This window comes from Burkholderia sp. 9120, assembly GCF_000745015.1.
Classification (GTDB): Bacteria; Pseudomonadota; Gammaproteobacteria; order Burkholderiales; family Burkholderiaceae; genus Paraburkholderia.
Window position 1 is genome coordinate 4,643,437 of sequence record NZ_JQNA01000002.1, and the last position, 16,613, is coordinate 4,660,049.

Here is a 16,613-nt window from a genome sequence, read left to right on the forward strand (position 1 = left end):
CCAGCGCCGTCCGACAGGCCGGTTTTTTGCTGCCCGTGCTAGCCTGTCGGCTGCCGCTTGTCGCCCGCCCGGCGTCGAAGCCCGCCCAGCTTGCCCGAGGCGGCCGCCGACCCCGCCGCGAGGAACTTGTATGACCTGAGCCGTGTCGGTTCAAGGTCACGCCGCCGAACCGGTCCACGCGTCCCGGCCCAGCCGTCCGCACCTGGAACCCCGCCTTACACCCTATGCGCAAATTACTACTCGTCTGGTTGGTCCTCCTTTTCACCGTCGGCGCGTCGCCGGCCTTCGCCGCTGCGGCGCAAGCCGCGCCCGCCTCGTCGGCCTCCGGCGCCGGCGTCACGCTGACGCCCGAGCAGGCCCGCCAGGCGCTCGCCGTCCTCAACGATCCCAAACGCCGCGCGCAGGTTGCCGACACGCTGCAAGCCATCGCCGCCGCCGGCGCGCTCAGCGCACCCCCCGCGGCGTCCGCCGCATCGGCCGCCTCGGCCCCAGCCGCGGCCAGCGCCGCCGCCCTCGTCCCAGCCGCGTTCCAGTCCAACGGACTCGCGTCGCAACTGGCTCGCCAGGGCGCGCATTGGGCGATCCATCTCGGCGAATCATTACGCGCGTCAGTGGCTGCGCTGCTCGATACGACGTCGGTGCGCGCATGGTGGAACTGGCAACTGACCAGCCCGCAAGCGCGCGCCGTGCTGGGTCACGTCGCGTGGTCGCTGCTGGCGGCGCTGGTGCCGGCGCTGGTGATCGAATGGCTCGCGCGACGTCTGTTGCGCCGCGCTTATAGAGCGCTCGCCGCGCGCCGCGAACTCGGCACGGAAGACGACTCGCCGCAAGCCGGCCTGCCGGTCGACGTGACGCCGCAACCCGCCGACGCCCCGAACGCCGCGCCGCCGCTGCCGGTCATGCCGGTATCGAACGACGAGGCAACAGCCGGCGCGGCGGCCGCGACGGCAAGCCCCGCCAGCGCGCCAGCCGCCAAAGGCAAGCTCGACGAAGCGCAAGGCAAACAACGCGCCGCGCATCACTGGACCTTGCTGCAGCGTCTGCCGCGCGGACTGTTGACGCTGGTGCTGCGCTTCATCCCGCTCGCGGTGTTCGTCGGCGCGGCCAGCGGACTGATGTCGATCGTCACCGACGACGGCACGCCGCAAGACCGCGCGCTCGATTCGCTGATCGACCTCTACGTACTCAGCCGCGTGATCGTGATCGTCAGCGGCTTTTTCCTGCAGCCGGGCGCGCCGCGTCTGCGTCTGTTGCGCATGAGCGATGCGTGGGCCGCGTTCATGCAGCACTGGATCGTCCGGATCGTCAGCGTGGTGGCCGCCGGTTCGGCGATCGCGGAGATCGCACAGTCGCTCGGCCTGAACGACGCGGCGCATCTCGCGCTGATGAAGGTGGTCGCGCTCGCCGGCCACGTGATGATCTCGATCCTGATCCTGCAATGCGCGACGCCGGTCGGCGAACTGATCCGCAAGCGCTTTGCCGCGCGCGAATCGCTCGCGATGTTCGGCAACGCGCTGGCGGACCTGTGGGCGTGGCTCTCCGTGTTCGTCGTGATGGCGCTGTGGTTCATCTGGGCGCTCGACGTGCGCAACGGCTATCACGAGTTGCTGCATCTCGGCGGTATTTCGCTGGCGGTGCTGGTCGGCGCGCGGGTGGCGTCGATCGTGATCTTCGGCGCGTTGGCGCGGCTCTTCAACGTGCAGGACGACGCCGACAAATCGCTCGTGCATCGGCACGCTTACCGCTATTACCCGCTGCTGCGGCGCGTGGTGTCGTGGATCATCGGCGTGGTCACCGCGCTGGCGCTGCTGCAGGTGTGGGGCGTCGACGTGATCGATCTGTTCCGCGCCGGCTCGATCGGCCACCGGCTGGCGTCGGCGCTGGTCACGATCGGCGTCGCGGCGGTCGTCGCGCTGCTGGTGTGGGAAGGCGTCAACGTGTCGGTCGAACAGCGGCTGGAGCGCTGGACCACCAGCGGCGACCTGGTGCGCGCCGCGCGCCTGCGCACCTTGCTGCCGATGCTGCGTAGCGCGCTGTTCTGCGTGATCGCGCTGGTGGTGGTGCTCACCGGCCTCAGCGAACTCGGCGTGAACATCGGGCCGTTGCTCGCGGGCGCCAGCATCTTCGGCGTGGCGCTCGGCTTCGGCTCGCAGAAGCTGGTGCAGGATTTCATCACCGGCATTTTTCTGTTGATGGAAAACGCAATGCAGGTCGGCGACTGGGTCACGCTCGCGGGCGTGTCCGGCACCGTCGAATATCTGTCGATCCGCACCGTGCGGCTGCGCGGCGGCGACGGCTCGCTGTACACCGTGCCGTTCAGTTCGGTGTCGACGGTGAACAACACCAACCGCGGGCTCGGCAACGCGGCGGTGAAGGTCAATATCGTGTTCGGCGAGGACGTGGATCTGGCGATCGACACGCTCAAGGCAATCGGCGCCGCGCTGCGTGAAGACGAGAAATTCAAGGACGGTATTCTGTCCGACTTCAGCTTCTGGGGCGTCGATGGCCTGGATGGGTCGGCGGTCACGCTGGCCGGCCAGATCCAGTGCCGCGACAGCGCGCGCTGGGGCGTGCAGCGCGAATTCAACCGGCGCATTCTGAACCGCTTCAGCGAACTGGGTATCGCGATCGCGAATCCGCAGCGGCATCTGCTGACGTGGGACCCGGAGAGCGTGCCCGCGCAGGTTGAAGCGGGCGATGCAGCGAAGACGGCGCGGCAGGATGAGCCGCCTTCAAACCCGCCGTCCGCTGCGGAAGCCGCTGAAGCCGCGAGGGCCTCCGATGCTGATGCCACGACGCGCAAAGGCGATGCGCCCGTGGACGATCAGTTGCCCGTCGACCCTAAGCCGGCCGGCGGTCCAGGAACGCCAGCAAATCCTGGTTCAACCTCTCCGCATGCGTGAAGTAAAGACCGTGGGCGGCGTCCTCATAGACGTAGAGTGACGCGCCGGGGATCAGCCGCGCCGTGGGCCGCCCGGTCAGTTCGAGCGGCGCCGACACATCGCGCTCGCCATGCACCACCAGCGACGGCACGTCGACCCGCTTCAACTCCTCGCGGAAATCGGTAATGGTCTGCAAGTGCGCGAGTTCCAGCACGGCCTGATGCGAGGTCTGCAGCATCATCCGGATCGTCCAGTCGCACGGCGCGCGCGACACGCCTGCGCCGAAGTACGGCGCCGCATTCGCTTCGATCCAGTCGGGAAACGAGCGACGTAGCGCGGCGCGGCCCTGTTCGAACAACACGCCGTCGATACCGTTCGGGTTGTCGGCGGTTTTCAGCAGATACGGCGTGGCCGCGGGCGCCACGAACGCGATCCGGGCAATCCGCGACGAGCCGTGCCGGGTCAGATAACGCACCGCTTCGCCGCTGGCGATCGAATGCGTAACCAGCGTCACGTCATGCAGATCGAGCGTGCTCAACACGCTGTTCAGATCGTCGGCCAGCGTATCGAAGTCGTAGCCGCGGCCCGGGTCGCTCGAACGGCCATGGCCGCGCCGGTCGTACGCGATGCAGCGGCAGTTCAGCCGCGCCAGCGGTTCCATCTGATACGCCCACATGTCCGAATTCAGCGTCCAGCCTGACAGAAACACGATCGGCGTGCCTTGGCCCCAGTCGCGGTAGAACAGACGCGTGTTGTCGGCCGCGCGGATGGTGTTGGGTTCGTCGGCGAGATGCGGGGCGGTGGCATTCATGGCGGCCTCTGGGTCCGTAGGTGGAATTCGTGATGCGATGGCGTCACTGTGCCGGGCGGCCGTACGCGGGTCGATTACGTGGGAGGTAAAGAAATCGGCTTCGGAATGAGTTGGCGAGACGGCTCCGGTGTTATCGCGTCGCGGGCTCAATCCACCTGCCACCAGCGCGGCAGTAAGCGCCGCACCTCCGCTCGCCGGTAGCGGTCGTCGATCAGATGCACCACGCCCTGATCCTGCTCCGTGCGAATCACGCGCCCCGCCGCCTGCACCACCTTCTGCAAGCCCGGATACAGATACATGTAGTCGTAGCCGCTGCCGAACTTCGCGTCCATCGTGCGGCGCATCTGCTCGTTGACGTCGTTGATTTGCGGCAAGCCGAGCGTCGCGATAAACGCGCCGATCAACTGCTGGCCGACCAGATCGACACCTTCGGAAAACGCGCCGCCCAGCACCGCGAAGCCGACGCCCTGGTGATGCGTGCGAAAGCGCGCGAGGAACGCGTCGCGCGCGGCTTCGTCCATGCCGGGTTCCTGAGCCCAGACCGGCACGTCGGGATGCCGTTCGCGCATCAGCTCGACCACACGTTGCAGACAGTCGAAGCTGCTCAGAAAACCCAGATAATTGCCCGGCTGCGCCGCGTATTGCCGCGCGATCAGATCGACGATCGGCATCAGCGAACGCTCGCGGTCGCGCCAGCGGGTCGACACGTTGCCGGCCACGCGCACCTGCAATTGCTCCGCGCGAAACGGTCCCTCGACATCGAGCCATGACGTCGACTCGGGCAAGCCCAGCGTATCGCGATAGAAGTGATACGGATTCAGCGTGCCGGAGAACATCACGGTCGTGCGTGCGGCGGCGTAGCGCGGCGCAAGAAACGGCGCGGGAATCACGTTGCGCACGCACAGCGTGGCGGCGGTTTTATCGCGCGGTGCGAAACGATCGGCGCTGAGCGTGATGTCGAAAATCGAATGCTCGCCGAACTGCTCGGCCAGCGCGACGAAATGCATGGCGTCGAAGAAAAACCGCAGCGAGGCTTCGTCGATGGAAAGCGGCGCATCGGCGAGTTGATCGGTCACTTCGCCGATCAGCTTTTGCGCGGCGAACAGCAGTTTGCTGGGGACGTCGTCGTACACCTGGTACGTTTCGCTCTGCGCACGTTTGAGCGCGTTCCACTCGCGCTGCAAGCGCTCGAGCGGTTTGCGCAACGTGGCCGGCGCGGTTTTGCGTGCAAGCCGCAGCGCCGCCTGATCGAGCGACGCGCTGTACATGCGGCGCGCGCGGTCGAGCAGATTATGGGCCTCGTCCACCAGCACGCCGACGCGCCACTGATTGATCTGCGTGAGCGCGTACAGCATCGCGCTGCTGTCGTAGTAGTAGTTGTAGTCGCCGACCACCACGTCAGCCCAGCGCGCCAGCTCCTGCGCCAGATAGTACGGACAGACCTCGTGCGCGAGCGCGACGTCACGCACCGTCGCGCGATCGAGCTTCGGGCCGGCCAGCGCCGCGCTGCGCGCCGCGTCGAGCCGGTCGTAGAAGTCGAGCGCGAGTGGGCACGACTCGCCGTTGCAGGCTTTGTCGGGATGCTCGCAGGCTTTGTCGCGCGCGACCAGTTCGAGGGTTCGCAAGGGCAGCGCTGAACTGGCCGAGCCGGCCGCCGCAGCGCTGCGGTGAAGCGTGTCGATTGCATCGAGCGCGAGCGCGCGGCCCGGCGTCTTCGCGGTAAGGAAAAAGATGCGCTCGATCTGATCCGCCGCGCACGCCTTCAGCAGCGGAAAAATGGTCGCAAGCGTCTTGCCGATGCCGGTGGGCGCTTGCGCCATCAACGGCTTGGCGTCGCGCGCCGCGCGATAGACCGACACCGCCAGCTCGCGCTGCCCGCTGCGAAATTGCCCGTGCGGAAACTGCAGCGCGTCGAGCGCGGCATTGCGCGCGGCGCGATGCGCTTCTTCCTGCACGGCCCAATCGAGAAAGCGCTCGCATTGTTCGACGAAGAAAATCTCCAGATCGCGCGCGGTATGAAACTCCTCCAGCACCGTCTCTTTCTGGGTGCCGATGTCGAAGTACACCAGCGCAACCGTCAACCCGGCAAGCCCGCGCGTGCGACACAGCAGATGCCCATAAACGCGCGCCTGCGCCCAGTGCAGCGTGCGGTGATTGTCGGGCATGCGCGTGAGGTCGCCGCGATACGTCTTGATCTCTTCGAGCCGGTTCGCCAGCCGATAGAAACCGTCGGCACGGCCGCGCACGGTCAGGCCGCGATGCGTGCCGGTCAGCGTGATTTCGGTTTCGTAGCCGCTCGCGCGACGGCCGGCCACCGCGACGTGGCCCGCCATACCTTCGAGCGATGTCGGCGCGGGCGTGAAGCGCAGATCCAGATCGCCGCGCTTCGCGGTGAATTCACACATGGCCCGCACGGCGACGACGTAGGTCATGGGGGCGACTCGGTAGCGTGGATGCTGAGGGCGGCGGCGGTGGCGTCATCCCCCACCCAGCGCACGTCGACCACGCGCACCGGCATGCCGTGCTCCACGCAGTACGCGAGCCAGCGAATCTGGTTGTCTTGCAAACGGTCGCCCGGTCCTTTCACTTCGATCAACTCATAGCGACGTTCGGCTGGCCAGAAACGGATCAGATCCGGCAACCCCGAGCGATTGCTTCGAATATCGTGCAACAAGCGCTCGAACCACAGCTTCAGATGCGCGGCCGGCAGACAGTCGAGTGCGAGCGCAACCAGTTCCGGCGTCAGCATTCCCCAGAACACGAACGGCGATTGCAAACCCGCCTTGCTCTGCAGATGCCGCAAAATCGTCTCGCGATAAGCGTCGCTGTCGAGTTGCGCGAGACACGCCGCGAATTGCGCCGCGCGACGCGCCTGAAAATCCGGCGCATGCAGATCGGCCGGACCGCGCTGGAACGGATGAAAAAACGCGCCGGGCAACGCGGCGAATACCGGTTCCCAACACAGCAAGCCGAATAGCGAATTGATCAGCGCGTTCTCGACGTAATGCACCGGCGCGGTTTCGCAGGTGAGATGGTCGCGCGTGACGTATTCGACCGGTAGCGCATCTTCAGGTTTAGGCAACACCAGCGTGCTGCGCTCCACCGGACGCGCCGCCGCCACGCGAACCATCGGCTCGCCGAGCTTGCGCCGCAGACGCGGCATCATCCGCGCGACACGCTGCGCTTCTTCTTCGCTTTCCGGCGCGGCGCAGGCCTCGCCGGCCAGCGCGAACGCTTCGCCGAAACGCTCACTGCGTTCAAGCACGCGCACGCGCCGATGACGCGCGCCGGGCCATGCGCAAGCCGCGTAAACGGCGAGCGCGGCGGCCCAGTTCTGCCGGCGTTCGCAATGCTGTCCGATCCGGAACAGCAGTTTCGCGCGACGCGTTTCGAGCCACGCGTTCGACGTTGCAATCTCGCGGATGGTAGCGATCAGCGTGTCGATTGCCGCCGGCTCCGCGTCGTCGTCCGGCAGCCAGTCCAGCGCTTCACGGCACGCATGCAGCGCGAGATAGACATCGACGTCGGCCCGCTGCTGGAATGCGCGCGACGACGGCGCGAACGGCACCGTTTCATACTGGAACACGCCGAGATCGGCGAGCACGAACTCCGACCAGTCCTGCTGCAAATTGCCGAAGAACATCAGCCGCAGACGCTCGCAGAGCGGCGCGATCGCGACGTGGAGAATGCGATCGGACGTGGCGCTGTGCCACGAGGAAAGGGGACGTTCGGTCGGGTTTTCAGCGTCGCCTTCAAGGCCGCTACCGCCCTCACCCTCATAAAACGGCCGCAACGTTTCCAGCAAATCGGCCTTACGCAACGCCCTCGCGCCAGGAATCAGCGCAATCGCCTCCGCAAAAATCTCCAGCAACGCCGGCCGCGTAGTCAGCGCGAACAGGTTCTCAAGCGTGAGACCGGGTTCGGTATCGATCCAGCCGAGCGCCGTCATCGGCGCGGCCGCGAGCAACGGGCAGCCGACCTCGTCGTAAGTGAGCCGGCTCGCGCGGAACAGCGTGCCCTGGCGCATCAGCATGCGCACCAGCAGCGCGCGCGACGCCTGCGGCAAGCCCGCGAAAGCGCGCAGAAACGCCTGTTCCTCGGTGTCGAGCAGGTCGTCGTAGCGCTCGGCCAGCCACGCCAGCGCACGCTCGAAGTTCAGCAGATAGTAAGGGACGTCAGACCGCAGATCTGACCGGGCGCCGGTTGCCAAGGTGCTTTCACGATACCTGTATGTTTATACAGTGATCATAGCAAAGTCCACGGCGGTTTCACTACCTGCGTGTTAGCCGGCGATCTGGCTGAGCCGCAAGCGCAGCAGCGCTTCGGGCCTGAGCGACACGTTCAGCACGGGCCGCGGCGCTTTCATCCCTTGCGGCACGCTTAGCTCGAAGCGCTGCAATAGCACGGCCGCGATCACGGTCAGCTCGGTCATCGCCAGGTGCTGTCCGAGGCACACACGCGGCCCCGCGCCGAACGGCATATACGCGCCGCGCGGCAACTTCGGCGCGTCCGAAGAGAAGCGCTCGGGCCGAAACGTCATCGGCTCGGGAAACCAGCGCGGGTCGTGATGCATCAATTGCACCGGCACCATGAACATCGTCCCGGCGGGCAATTGCCAGGGGCCCAGCGTGAACGGCTGCGTCGACCGGCGGCTGCTGAGCACCGGCACGGCCGGGTAAAGCCGCAACGTTTCCTGCAATGTCTGCGTCAGATACGGCAAGGACGCCAACGCGTCCGCGTCGGGTTCGGCGCCTTGCAGCACCCGCCGGACTTCGTCGCGCGCGGCCGTCTGCGCGGCCGGATTGGCGGCCATGCACCATGCCCACCAGATCAGCGTAGCGGCGCTGGTGTCATGGCCCGCGAGGAAGGTCGTCATGCACTCGTCGTGGACGGCCTGCAGCGGCCATGCCGCGGGGTCGGACAGATGCAGCTTCAGCAGACGCGACAGCAGATCGTCCGGCCACGCGTCGCGCGCCAGCCGCAATCTCGTTTGCAGATGACGTTCGATCAAGCCGTCCAGCATCGCCTGCGCCCGCCGCGTGGCACGCTTCCACGGCACCCAGCGCGGTGAGCTCATCGGCCAGTAGAGGCCGGTATAAGTCGACACGATCAACGTATGCGCGGCTTGCTCGGCCATGCGCGCATCGCTGCCGATCTCGCTCGAGAACATCATCCGCATGATCACGTCCATGGCCAGCGACGTGATCGCGCTCTCGATCGGCCACGCCTCCTCCTTCTGCGGCCAACCCGCGAACGCCGCGCCGGCCGCCGCGACCATGGTCGGCACGAACGCATGCACCGCCGCCCGCGAGAAGCCCGGCTGCAACGTGTGCCGCTTGTCTTTCCACGCATCGCCCTCGGCGATCAGCACACTGTGTCCGTGCACTTCGCCGAACACGCGCATGCCGTGCTCCCAGCGGATCAACTCGTCATGGCGATTGACCAGCAGCTCACGCACTAACTGCGGATCGCTGACGACAAGCTGATGCTCCGGCCAGATCCGCAGATAGACGACGTCGCCGAAAGCTTGCTGCCACTCGGCCACCGTCGCCAGCAGATCGTGCGACATGCGTCTCAACGCGCCCCAGCCGGTCAGGCCGACGGACGGCCCGGGCGGCCAGACGCCGGCAGCGTGAGGGACAGGCGGAGGCGGCTCATCCGCGTGGAAGGGGCACTGGGAGGAAGGTGAGGTGGTCATGTCGCGCATTGTTGGCCAGCGCGCCGCCCTCGTCTTGAACGCAAACGACATCGTGCCGTTGTCGGCATCAATGCTCCGCCGTGACGCTCGAAGCTTGCTGACACCCGCACCGGTTTTACTTAAACTCTGCCGCCATGACACTCGACTTGCTTCCGCAACAGGCGTGCTGCCCCGATCCGCTCGCGCGCGCCACGCGACTCTCCCGTGAGAGCGACACCGCGCATGGGCGGATTCATCTTGCGCCCGCCGTATTGCAAGGCGCGATCGTCGCGGTGATCACTCGCGACACGCGCGGCCTGGCACTGAACGACGCGCAACGTCTGACGCATTTTCCGGCGTCGCCGCTGGTGAGTCTGTCGGCGTTTCAGCACATGAACGGCGGACTCGTGGACCGCACTCCCGACGGGCCGCGCTGGCAGCCATTCAGTGCGTCCGTGATGCTGTCGGGCAGCCAGTCCCAGCCAACCGTCAGCTGGTCGCCTACGGGTGGCCGTGGCTGCATGATCTGCTTCACGGCGGATACCGCGCGGTCGCTGTTCGGGCTCGATCCGGCAGCCGTGCAGGACCGCTTCGTCCCCGCGCAAACGGTGCTCGGCGAGGTCTGGCAGCCGCTACTGCAAGCGCTGCTCGACGCCCCCGACGATGCGGCCACGTTCGCCGCCTTGCAGCAACATCTGGCCGCGCGCTGGCAAGCGTTGCAGGGCCGCGCGTCGGCCACGCCGTCGTTGCGGCAGATCGGCCGTCATTGGGTCGAACGTCTCGGTCTGCAGGCGCATGAATGGCGCAATACGCACAGCGCGCGTCAGGTCGAACGCCGGATCAAGGCGCATAGCGGACGGTCGCTGCGTGAATGGCAATGGCTCGTCAAAACCGAAGGCGTGTTCTTCAACGCGCGGGACCGCTACGACGCGGGCGAATCCGTCGATTGGGCCGCAGTGGCCTTCGACGAAGGGTTCGCCGATCAGGCTCATTTGAGCCGCACGGCCAAACGCATCACCGGTTTTTCGCCGGGCGAATTCGCGCAGCGTTTTGCCGAGGATGAATCGTTCTGGCTGTACCGGTTGTGGGTTTGAGAGGAGTGAACCGAGGCCGCTTGGGCCGCTTGGGCCGGTTTGCGCGGTCCGCCAGCAATACCGATACTGTTGTGACTTGAAATACGCACCGGACTCATCGACAGGGAACTCACTGCCATGCCCTCTTCCGTTCGCAACTCGCTGGTCTGGATTTTCGATGCCTTCGAGCGCGATCCGACCTACATCACCAAGCGGATGTTCGGCAGCGACGCCGCGTATCTCGACGGCCTGCTGTGTCTGATCGCCGCCGATCGCACCAGGCCATGGAATGGCCTGCTGATCTGCACATCGCACGATCGTCACGCGGCGTTGATCGAAGAGTTTCCCGCTTTGCAACCGCATCCGGTGCTGGGGAAATGGCTTTATATCGCGCAGGACGACCCGGCATTCGAAGCCGTCGCCGACAGCATGACCGCGCTGGTACTCGCGCGCGATCCGCGAATCGGCGTCGAGCCGAAACCGCGTCGCAGCAGAAAGAAGTCCACGTTGCCGGATGCCTGACTACGCGTTTGCCGTGTGCTATCGCGCGGCCACCCACACCACCATCAGCGAGCGCACCCCTTGCGCGCCGCGAATCAGCACGCCTTCGATATCCGCCGTCGCCGACGGTCCGGTGACCAGCGCCGCATAACGCGCGCCGCGGAAATCGTCGCGCCGGTAGACGTCCTGCAAGCCGTCCATCAACTCGGCCGGATCGAGCAACACGATCAGATGCTGCACGATGTAGCCCAGCGCGTTGACCACATACTCACGTTCGCTGAACCACACCGAGCCGGTTTCGGCGACACCGAAGCGCGCTCGCACCACACCGACATCGATATCCTGCAACGACGCCGGTTCGGTATCCGCTGTCAGCGCACGAGTGCCCGCGACTTCCGGCGTAGCCGACGCCACCGACGCCGCGTCGCCGAAGCGCTCGCGGATCAGCGCGCTCACGTCGGCAGCCGAGGCAACTTCGACGCAAGTCCCGCCCATTGCCTGTAACGCAGCCGTAAAACGCGCACGCAGATCGCCGCCCACCGCGTCGAACAACGGCACGTCGGGCCGTGGCCGCGCAGCCGGTTGCGCTTGCCGCACCTTCTCCAGAAACGCCTCACGCGTTGCCATCTTTAACTCCACGATTCTTCTTGTACCAGGCGTGGAAGGTCAGCTTAGGCGCCTCCGGCAACTCCCGTTGCTTGCCCCAGATATTCAGCGGGTTGTACAACATGAAATTCGGCAGCCCGCGCAACGCGCTACCCATCGACGACACCGTCGCGCGATACAAGGTCGGACTCGCGAGCAAGCGCCCCGCCATTTTCAGCACTTCCTGCTTCACGAACGGCACTTCATGATGCTCGGCGATCACCGTGCGCCACTTGTAGATCTGCTCGTGAATATTGATCTTCACCGGACACACGTTCGTGCAACTGCCGTTCAACGTCGACGCGAACGGCAACGCGCTATAGCGCTTCAGATCGTAGGTGGGATTGATAATCGCGCCGATCGGCCCCGAGTACGTGCCGCCATAAGAGAGCCCGCCGCTGCGCCGGTACACCGGACAGGTGTTCATGCAGGCGCCGCAGCGAATGCACTTGAGCGAGTACCAGAAGTCTTCCATCGCGAGCCGTTCCGAACGGCCGTGATCGACGAGGATGAAATGCATCTCCGTGCCCGGACGCGGCGCGCGGAAATGCGACGTGTACTGCGTGATCGGCGAACCCAGCGCGCTGCGCGACAGCATGCGGATAAACACGCCGAGATCGGCCACTTTCGGAATCAGCTTTTCGATCCCGATCGACGCGATATGGAGCGGCGGCACGTTCGCCGAGAGATCCGCATTGCCTTCGTTCGTACACACCACCACGGTGCCCGTTTCCGCCACCGCGAAATTGCAGCCGGTCATGCCCGCCGTTTTTTCGCGCACGAAGTACGGCCGCGTGTTCATCCGCTGGCTCTCCGCGAGATAGTGGATGTCGCTGTTCTTCGGATCGGTGCCGATAGTGCGGCCGAACAGTTCGGCAACGTCGGCGCGCAGCTTGTGCACCGCCGGCACCACCATATGACTCGGGTCCTGATGATCGAGCTGCTGGATGCGCTCGCCCAGGTCCGTTTCCATCACCGTGATGCCGCGCGGTTCCAGATACTCGCGCATCTTGCATTCGTCGGTGAGCATCGACTTGCTTTTGACGAGCGTGGTCATGCCGCGCTCGGACATGATCTGGTGCACCAGCGCGTTGTGTTCTTCGGCCGTCGACGCCCAATGTACGGTCACGCCGTTCGCCTCGGCTGTGGCAGCGAACTGCTCCAGATATCCGGACAGATGCGACAGCGTGTGTTCCTTGATGCCCGACGCCAGCTCGCGCATCGTCTCCCATTCGGCAATGCCGTGCGCCTGCGCGTCGCGCTTCTCACGCAAATCCCACAACCGCTTGTCGTGGAACGCCACGTGCTCGGTCTTCTTGATGAAAGCGCCGGCGGCTTTCGCGTGATCGATGCGGCTCATGTGCGCGCTCCGTTGAGCACCTGCGCGATGTGGATGAAGCGCGCCTCGGCCTTCATGCGCTCCGCGCAGCCTTGCTGATGCATCAGGCACGACATGTCGCCCGAAACGATGTATTCGGCGCCTGCCTGCAGATGATCGCGGACCTTGTCCTGCCCCATGCGCACCGACACCGGTTCCTCGGTCACCGAGAACGTGCCGCCGAAACCGCAGCATTCGTCGGGCCGCGCCGGCTTGACGAACTCGATGCCCTTCACGCCTTCCAGCAGCGTGCGCGGCTTCGAGAACGGCGTGCCCGACACTTCGGAAATGGACGCTTCTTTCAGATGCCGCAACGCGCTGCAGCTATTGTGCAGACCCACGCGATGCGGAAATTCGGCCCACGGAAACTCGCGCGCGCCGACCACGTCGTGCAGAAACTCGACGAGTTCGTACGCGTTGGCGCGGACCTGTTTCACTTCGTCGGTCTGTTCGAGCGCGGTCAGATGTTCGCGCACATGGTGGATGCAGCTCGCCGACGGTCCGACGATGTAGTCGTAGCCCGCGAAATTGCGCGCGAACACGCGTTCGGCGCCGGCCGCGTCGGAGTGCGCGCCGCTGTTGGCCATGGGCTGCCCGCAGCAGGTCTGCTCCTGCGGATAGTCGACCTCGATGCCAAAGCGTTCGAGCAATTCGAGCGTGGCGATGCCCACTTCGGGATAGAACGCGTCGATAAAGCACGGGATAAACAGAGCGACTTTCATAAGCTTTTTGAAAGAAAATCGGCAGCCGACGATTCACCTACTTTACTGCGGAATCATGCCGATGAGCCGGACCGCGGGTTTTGCCCAATCGGTCAGCGTGGTAATGTTGGTCTGACCACGAAATATAAGGAAGTCGCCGGGCGGTGTCAATCCGCGAATGGGCCTGGAAGGGGGTGAGGCGGCGTGCGCTCTCAGCGCGTAAGGCGTGGTCGCCTTACGTCAACGGCGATTACGAAACGACATTCGCCGCGGGATTCGCGGCGTCGTCCTTGTAGATTTCGCGGACAAAAGTCAGATGACGTTCGGCCGCCTTGCGCGCCTTTTGCGCGTCGCGCGTCATCACGGCGTCGTAGATCGCCTGATGCTGGGTCATCAACTGCTTTTCCATCGCGTTGTCGTAATCGATCAGCCGATGGTACTGGCGCATGCCCTCGCGAATCAGCGTATGGATGCCGTGCATCACATGCGCCAGCGCGATGTTGTGCGTGGAATCCGCGATCGCGAGATGAAACGCGGCGTCCAGTTCCGCGAGATTCACGCGGTCTTGCGACTGCGAACCGGCCTTCAATGCCTCGAACGCGTGAGTGATCTTTTGCTGATCGGCGGCCGTGGCGCGCTCCGCCGCATACACCGTGGAAATCGCTTCGAGCCCCTGGCGCAGCTCCAGAATATCGGCACTGGTGCGCGGATTCTGCGTGAGCAGTTCGGCCAGCGGCTTGGAGATGATCGGCGCGGTGACGTCGACCACCGTGAAGCCGCCCCGCCCCGAGGTTTCGATGTAACCGTCCGCTTCGAGCCGGATCAGCGCTTCGCGCAGCGAAGGCCGCGATACGCCGAGTTGCGTGGCCAGATCGCGTTCGGCCGGCAAGCGGTCGCCGGGCATCAGCGTGCCGTCCGAGATCAGTTGCTTGATCTGGTCGGACACCACGTCGGAAAGCCGTTTGCGCGTGAAAGACTGGATCGGGCGAAATGGCATGGGCAGCGCTGGAACAGTGGTGAGAGCCGGGTTGATGAGGCGGGATTCAACGCACTCGGCCGCCGCGCGAGCGAGGCCTGATGCGAGTGCGTTGAAGCATTGAATTATACCGGTCCACGGTTCGCGCCGATCCCGCCTTCAAGGCCTAATGCGCCGCCGCCCCCGCATAAAAGCTCGTCAGATCGCGCTTGAGCGCATGCAACGCCGCGTCGTCGAGATAGATCATGTGGCCGGTCGGATAGTAGGCGAGCCGCACGTTGGCGCGCAGCGGCGCGTCCACGCCGAGATGCGCGAGCGCGTATTCGGTCGCGTAGAACGGCGTGGCGAGATCGAAATAGCCGTTCAGCGACATCACGCGCAATTGCGGATTCTGCCGCATCGCCTCGGCCAGATCGCCCGCCGCGTACGGCACCGGCAAATGTTCGCCCCACCATTCGCGATGCTTCCAGTCCCATTGCGTCAACGCATCGTCGTTGAAAACGCGGTAACGGTCGGTCGGCGTGAAATGCAGGTCTTGCGCGAGGTGCTGATGCAGTGCAGCGTCGAACGCGCTCGACACGCTGGTCACCGACGCGTCGTAATCCGGGCGCTCGGACACGCCGTCGAATTCGAGCCCTTCGAAACGCGCGTCGTAACGGCCGACGCTGCGCCCCTGATCGCGCAGCAGTTCACTGCGAAAACGCGACGGATACAAGCGCAACCGGCTGCGCTTCACATAGCCGACGTCGAGTCCGGTGAACTGTGCAACGCGTGCCGCGATCGCATCGCGCTCGGCGTCGGGCAGCGCGTCGCCCTGAGCCAGTGCTTGCGCGTACGGTCCGCGAGCGAACGCGCGGGCCTCGTCGAGAAAAGCCGGCAGGCTGGCCGGCTTCGGCACGATCTTGTCGTGATACCACGCAATCGCGGCGAAGCTCGGCAGATAGCTTTCGCTCTGGAAATCGGAGCCCGGTGAAAAGTCGGCGGAATCGAGCACCGACGACATCAGGATCACGCCGTTGAGCCCGATATTGTCCTGGCCCAAGCGATACGCCAGCATCGCGGCGCGCGCGGTGCCGTACGACTCGCCGAGTAGATACTTCGGCGAATTCCAGCGCTGGTTCACCGTCAGATAACGGTCGATGAATTGCGAGAACGCGTCGAGATCCTTGTCGACGCCCCAGAAGTCCTTGCCCGTGCCGTGCCCGACGACCCGCGAAAAGCCCGCGCCGACGGCGTCGATAAAGACCAGGTCGGTGCTGGCGAGCAGGCTGTCGGGGTTGTCGTCGAGTACGTACGGCGCGGGCGGCGTGATCGCGGGGCTCGCCGTATGCGCCCGCTTCGGTCCGAACGAGCCCATCATCAGGAACACGCTGCCGGCGCCTGGGCCGCCGTTGAACAGGAACGTGACCGGGCGCGTGCCGGGCGATTTGCTGGCTACCGTGTACGCCACGTAGAAAACGCTCGCGTTGGCCTGGCCGCTTTTGTCGCGCAGCAGCAGATTGCCGGCGGTCGCGGTGTAGTCGAGCTTGCGGCCGTCGAGGCGGATCGTGTGCTGGGTGACCGCGGCGGTTTCCGGCGGCACGGGGATCGCGGCGGCTTCGGGCTTCGTCGGATCGCGCGAAGAAGCGTTGGGTGTGCCGCTGCGCGTGGCGGCGGACAAACGCTGCGGCGTGTCGTTGCTCGGCGGGCTATTTGCGTCGATGTGCCGGCTGGACGCAGACGCCTGCGCCGACGGCACGCTTGACCCCGAAGCGGCTGTTGCGGCGTTCGTGCTCGTGCCAGGACTCATGCTCGTGGGCGAATCGGGCCCAACATCGGTTTCGGCTGCCGCGGATGGCTGACCGAATGCGATCATCGCGGTAAAAACCCCCGCCGCCACGCGAGCGGACATCATTGACCGCGCCGCTCCTGACCCCCGCAACGAACAATCAAAACGAACGCCCATGATGTCCCCGATGAAGAATCGCCA

General features: G+C 65.4%; 12 protein-coding genes. 3 read left to right on the forward strand and 9 right to left on the reverse strand.

Annotated features, from left to right (window positions below; translation table 11 throughout):
* Positions 1 to 224: 224 nt before the first annotated feature.
* A complete protein-coding gene (locus FA94_RS28860) occupies positions 225 to 2,903 on the forward strand; it encodes a mechanosensitive ion channel family protein (protein WP_035557786.1) in 2,679 nt (892 codons plus the stop codon).
* On the opposite strand, the gene FA94_RS28865 is transcribed toward FA94_RS28860, so the two are convergent.
* The 4 genes from FA94_RS28865 to FA94_RS28880 all read right to left on the reverse strand — a co-directional run bounded on the left by FA94_RS28865 (position 2,842) and on the right by FA94_RS28880 (position 9,391).
* On the reverse strand, positions 2,842 to 3,693 hold the full coding sequence (locus FA94_RS28865; RefSeq protein WP_051980846.1) for an alpha/beta fold hydrolase: 852 nt from the start codon (positions 3,691 to 3,693) through the stop codon (positions 2,842 to 2,844). The two genes, FA94_RS28860 and FA94_RS28865, sit on opposite strands and share 62 nt — an antisense overlap.
* A 146-nt stretch (positions 3,694 to 3,839) precedes the next feature.
* On the reverse strand, positions 3,840 to 6,125 hold the full coding sequence (locus FA94_RS28870) for an ATP-dependent DNA helicase (RefSeq protein ID WP_035557788.1): 2,286 nt from the start codon (positions 6,123 to 6,125) through the stop codon (positions 3,840 to 3,842).
* Positions 6,122 to 7,903, reverse strand: coding sequence for a VRR-NUC domain-containing protein (locus FA94_RS28875; protein WP_035557792.1), 1,782 nt, complete (start codon positions 7,901 to 7,903; stop codon positions 6,122 to 6,124). The genes FA94_RS28870 and FA94_RS28875 overlap by 4 nt, the downstream gene beginning before the upstream one ends.
* 72 nt (positions 7,904 to 7,975) lie before the next feature.
* Positions 7,976 to 9,391: a cytochrome P450 gene (locus FA94_RS28880; RefSeq protein WP_035563334.1), complete on the reverse strand. Its 1,416-nt coding sequence runs from the start codon at positions 9,389 to 9,391 to the stop codon at positions 7,976 to 7,978.
* 134 nt (positions 9,392 to 9,525) lie between these two features.
* Between FA94_RS28880 and FA94_RS28885 the strand changes: the two genes are divergently transcribed.
* Positions 9,526 to 10,464, forward strand: coding sequence for a helix-turn-helix domain-containing protein (locus tag FA94_RS28885; protein ID WP_035557794.1), 939 nt, complete (start codon positions 9,526 to 9,528; stop codon positions 10,462 to 10,464).
* A gap of 117 nt (positions 10,465 to 10,581) precedes the next feature.
* Positions 10,582 to 10,965 carry a hypothetical protein gene (locus FA94_RS28890; RefSeq protein WP_035557796.1) on the forward strand — a complete coding sequence of 128 codons (384 nt, stop codon included), beginning with the start codon at positions 10,582 to 10,584 and terminating at the stop codon, positions 10,963 to 10,965.
* A gap of 18 nt (positions 10,966 to 10,983) precedes the next feature.
* On the opposite strand, the gene FA94_RS28895 is transcribed toward FA94_RS28890, so the two are convergent.
* The 5 genes from FA94_RS28895 to FA94_RS28915 all read right to left on the reverse strand — a co-directional run bounded on the left by FA94_RS28895 (position 10,984) and on the right by FA94_RS28915 (position 16,538).
* Positions 10,984 to 11,571, reverse strand: a complete 588-nt coding sequence (locus FA94_RS28895; RefSeq protein WP_035557798.1) for a LutC/YkgG family protein — start codon at positions 11,569 to 11,571, stop codon at positions 10,984 to 10,986.
* Positions 11,558 to 12,949 (reverse strand): lactate utilization protein B, encoded by a 1,392-nt coding sequence (locus tag FA94_RS28900; protein ID WP_035557801.1) that lies wholly within the window; start codon positions 12,947 to 12,949, stop codon positions 11,558 to 11,560. The genes FA94_RS28895 and FA94_RS28900 overlap by 14 nt, the downstream gene beginning before the upstream one ends.
* Positions 12,946 to 13,689, reverse strand: coding sequence for a (Fe-S)-binding protein (locus FA94_RS28905; RefSeq protein WP_035557805.1), 744 nt, complete (start codon positions 13,687 to 13,689; stop codon positions 12,946 to 12,948). The genes FA94_RS28900 and FA94_RS28905 overlap by 4 nt, the downstream gene beginning before the upstream one ends.
* 229 nt (positions 13,690 to 13,918) lie before the next feature.
* On the reverse strand, positions 13,919 to 14,665 hold the full coding sequence (locus FA94_RS28910) for a FadR/GntR family transcriptional regulator (RefSeq protein ID WP_035557808.1): 747 nt from the start codon (positions 14,663 to 14,665) through the stop codon (positions 13,919 to 13,921).
* A gap of 145 nt (positions 14,666 to 14,810) precedes the next feature.
* Positions 14,811 to 16,538, reverse strand: a complete 1,728-nt coding sequence (locus FA94_RS28915; protein WP_408304133.1) for a S10 family serine carboxypeptidase-like protein — start codon at positions 16,536 to 16,538, stop codon at positions 14,811 to 14,813.
* Positions 16,539 to 16,613 lie beyond the last annotated feature (75 nt).

Excerpts from the sequence above, each read along its gene's own strand:
- FA94_RS28885 (WP_035557794.1), top strand. The coding sequence starts at position 9,526 with ATGACACTCGACTTGCTTCCGCAACAGGCGTGCTGCCCCGATCCGCTC.
- FA94_RS28870 (WP_035557788.1), bottom strand. The coding sequence starts at position 6,125 with ATGACCTACGTCGTCGCCGTGCGGGCCATGTGTGAATTCACCGCGAAG.
- FA94_RS28865 (WP_051980846.1), bottom strand. The coding sequence starts at position 3,693 with ATGAATGCCACCGCCCCGCATCTCGCCGACGAACCCAACACCATCCGC.
- FA94_RS28895 (WP_035557798.1), bottom strand. The coding sequence starts at position 11,571 with ATGGCAACGCGTGAGGCGTTTCTGGAGAAGGTGCGGCAAGCGCAACCG.
- FA94_RS28910 (WP_035557808.1), bottom strand. The coding sequence starts at position 14,665 with ATGCCATTTCGCCCGATCCAGTCTTTCACGCGCAAACGGCTTTCCGAC.
- FA94_RS28860 (WP_035557786.1), top strand. The coding sequence starts at position 225 with ATGCGCAAATTACTACTCGTCTGGTTGGTCCTCCTTTTCACCGTCGGC.
- FA94_RS28905 (WP_035557805.1), bottom strand. The coding sequence starts at position 13,689 with ATGAAAGTCGCTCTGTTTATCCCGTGCTTTATCGACGCGTTCTATCCC.
- FA94_RS28915 (WP_408304133.1), bottom strand. The coding sequence starts at position 16,538 with ATGATGTCCGCTCGCGTGGCGGCGGGGGTTTTTACCGCGATGATCGCA.
- FA94_RS28890 (WP_035557796.1), top strand. The coding sequence starts at position 10,582 with ATGCCCTCTTCCGTTCGCAACTCGCTGGTCTGGATTTTCGATGCCTTC.
- FA94_RS28880 (WP_035563334.1), bottom strand. The coding sequence starts at position 9,391 with ATGACCACCTCACCTTCCTCCCAGTGCCCCTTCCACGCGGATGAGCCG.
- FA94_RS28900 (WP_035557801.1), bottom strand. The coding sequence starts at position 12,949 with ATGAGCCGCATCGATCACGCGAAAGCCGCCGGCGCTTTCATCAAGAAG.